This window comes from Chryseobacterium sp. RR2-3-20, from assembly GCF_017808115.1.
Lineage (GTDB): Bacteria > Bacteroidota > Bacteroidia > Flavobacteriales > Weeksellaceae > Chryseobacterium > Chryseobacterium oryzae.
On the sequence record NZ_JADQBD010000127.1, the window covers coordinates 1 to 3341 of the forward strand.

At 30.1% G+C, this 3341-nt stretch carries 2 protein-coding genes; both read left to right on the forward strand.

Annotated features, from left to right (window positions below; translation table 11 throughout):
- The first annotated feature begins 135 nt into the window (after nucleotides 1-135).
- On the forward strand, nucleotides 136-558 hold the full coding sequence (locus IV513_RS15165) for a DUF1163 domain-containing protein (RefSeq protein ID WP_209391399.1): 423 nt from the start codon (nucleotides 136-138) through the stop codon (nucleotides 556-558).
- Nucleotides 558-3272 carry an ATP-binding protein gene (locus IV513_RS15170; protein ID WP_209391400.1) on the forward strand — a complete coding sequence of 905 codons (2715 nt, stop codon included), beginning with the start codon at nucleotides 558-560 and terminating at the stop codon, nucleotides 3270-3272. The genes IV513_RS15165 and IV513_RS15170 overlap by 1 nt, the downstream gene beginning before the upstream one ends.
- Nucleotides 3273-3341 lie beyond the last annotated feature (69 nt).

The following is a 3341-nucleotide window of genomic DNA, read 5'->3' on the forward strand; positions in this document are numbered from 1 at the left end:
CCCAAAATGTGCTGAAAAACTGAATAAATTCATATCTAATTGTTTGATTACTACAAATATACAAAAGTTATGATAAATTACGGATATTCATAAAAAAATTGACAATTGATATAAAAAATTTTAGAAGAAACTAATATGAGAAATTTTACAGATAATAAGCCTTTATTACAAAATATTCAAAATAATGACATAAAAGAAATTAAACGTATCCTAATAGATAATATCTTTTTTCTTCAAGGTAATAGAGAAGAAATCAATAAAGCTATTCGGTATGCTTTAGATAAAAGTGATTTTCGTTTCGATGAAAATAAAGATTTAGAAGTATCAAATATAAATGATAAAGAAAGATGTTTTTCTGAAGAGCAATTTAATTTGGGTGAAAATTATTCAGAAGAACGTTATAATGTTTTGGTAGACTTGTATAATGAAGTTTACGCCAACAAAGAATATATCTACGAAAATGAACCTGCAACAGATAAAAATAAAGTAGCCAAAATAGTTGCAGTGGCTGTAGGTGTGGGTATTACTGTGTATATTTTATATAGAATTTTAGATTAATGAGTACAGAAATTCAAAAAACAAATCAACAAGTTACAACTATTATTGATTTTGATGCCATACAGTTCAATTTACAAAAAAAATATTTAGAAGAAGATATTAGCATTCTACCTATTAACGATATACAAACATCTGAAGATTTAATTACTCAAACTCGCTTTTTTGAACTTGAAAAATTTGTTTATGAAAAAGATATTAAAATATCGTATAAACTTAAATCAGTTTTTAGTGCATTACATTCTGTAAATAGTTCGGTGATTTTTAAAATTGTTTCTAATGGTACACAATGTACTATATATATTGGCGTAAAATCTAAAGCAGTTACAAACGCATCTAAAGTATTAACCGGAGCATTAAAAGGAAATTTTCCGGGAACAATATTTGTAGAAAACGAAGGAAGTGATGGTGCTTTAAAAAATGATGAAGTAAGCGATTTACAAAATAAAATTCTTAACGATTGCAAAGAAATAACAGCAGTTGTAGGTACACCATCGTTAAAAGACCAAGAAGAAGATCAGTTTATTCAGGGAATCGAAAACCTTATTTTAGGAATGAATGGTAAACCATTTACTGCTATTTTTATTGGCGATCCTGTTCCTGCAAACCAAGTAGAATTTACTTTAGATACTTACGAACAAATTTACAGTGTATTATCTAGCGAAAAAGAATTTGTTATAACAGATGGAGAAAATGAGTCGAATTCCACTTCATTCAGTACTTCAATAGGTAGTACATCTTCAACATCTGCAAGTGTTACAGAAGGTACAAATGAATCTACAACAACAAATTCTGGACCTTGGTTTGGAAGAAAGCTAATGAATGGTTTTTTTGGAACAGGCTCAAAAAATGCTGATAGCATATCTCACGGATTAGAATGGAGCCTTAACACCATCTCTAAAGTACTTGATTTAACAATTGGTAATGATATACGTAATATTCAAACTCAATTAAATAAAGAACCAGATTTTAAGATTAAACCAGATTTAAAAACCAAAACAGATGGTAGTAAGACAAAAGGCACAAATCATTCTGAAACAACATCTACTGTAGAAGGAACTAGTAAAAATACTACTGAAGGAGAAAATACTTCCACAGGCACCTCAAAATCTCATCAAAAAACATTTACAAACAAAAAAGTATCTAACTTTTTAGACCGGCTAGACAAACAAATTGAACGTTTAGAACAAGGTAAAGGTATAGGTTTTTGGAATGTGGGTGCTTATTTTATTTCTAACGAAGCACAAAATGGCGTTATTGCAGCTAATATTTACAACGGAGTTATTAAAGGTGCAGAATCAAACTTCGAAACCGCTGTTGTAAAAACATTTAACTCTATTAATGCAAACGAAAGAGAAAAGGTAAAAGAATACTTGCAAAACTATCAAATCCCACAATTACATAATTACGGTTATTTGGCACAGCCTATTACAACCGATGAATTAACTGTTCAAATAAATTTTCCTCATAAATCAGTAGTTGGTTTAGATGTGGTTGAAATTACTCCATTTGGTAATAATCCCGAAAAAGAAGTTAAAAACAATATTAAAATAGGTAAACTTTATAATTACGACCAAATATTTACCAATGATATAGTATTGGATTTCAACAAATTTACCAGCCATATTTTTGTTACGGGCAGCACAGGTTCAGGAAAATCAAACGTAACTTACAATTTAATTGATAAGCTATGTGAAAAAAATATTAATTTCTTAGTGATAGAACCCACAAAAGGAGAATACAAAGATGAATTTGGCGGAAGAAAGAATGTTGCAGTTTATGGTACAAACCCAAATTATACACAATTACTTAAAATCAATCCATTTGCATTTCAGGAAAACATTCACGTCTACGAACATATTGATAGATTCATAGAAATTCTAAATGCTTGTTGGCCTATGGAGGCGGCAATGCCAAATTTACTTAAAGAAGCAGTCGAAGATGCCTATATTTCAAAAGGATGGCTTTTAGATGAATCTCGTTGTATTGCAGATAAAAAAGAATATCCTTTATTTTTGGATTTATTAAAATCGTTGGAAAATGTTATTGAAAACAGTGACTTTTCACACGAAGTAAAAAGCAATTACCAAGGAGCTTTGGTAACACGTGTTCGCAGTATGACCAATGGTTTAAACAAATTAATTTTTACAAACGAGTGTATTTCTGAAGAGGATTTATTTGACAAAAATGTTATTGTCGATTTATCTCGTGTTGCATCATCAGAAGGGAAAGCATTGTTTATGGGGATTTTGTTTATGAAGTTAAATGAATACCGCATCACTAACAAAAATGAAAGTAACAGTAATTTAAAACATATCACTATACTTGAAGAAGCACATAATTTATTAAAAAGAACATCTACAGATCAATCGGCTGATGGGGCAAATTTAGCAGGAAAATCTGTAGAAATGATTTCAAATGCTATTGCCGAAATGCGAACTTATGGAGAAGGATTTATTATTGCAGACCAAGCACCTGGGTTATTAGATATGTCAGTAATTCGTAATACAAATACTAAAATATGTTTGCGTTTACCCGATTTTGAAGACAGAAAATTAGTTGGAAATGCAATGAATCTAAATGAAAATCAAATAAAAGAATTAGCAAATTTAGAAACAGGTGTTGCTGCAATTTATCAAAACGATTGGCAGGAAGCTATTCTTTGTAAGTTTGACAAATTTGAATTTAACCCAAATCACGCAGTTGAAATTTTTTGAGATAAGTCTATGGGGTAATCCCAAATTCCGACGAACCATTTTCTGCGTTTTTTGGTGAGTGCAATCTTC

What these genes read in the sequence shown, in the direction of transcription:
- IV513_RS15165 (WP_209391399.1), top strand. Translation starts at nt 136, where the DNA reads ATGAGAAATTTTACAGATAATAAGCCTTTATTACAAAATATTCAAAAT.
- IV513_RS15170 (WP_209391400.1), top strand. Translation starts at nt 558, where the DNA reads ATGAGTACAGAAATTCAAAAAACAAATCAACAAGTTACAACTATTATT.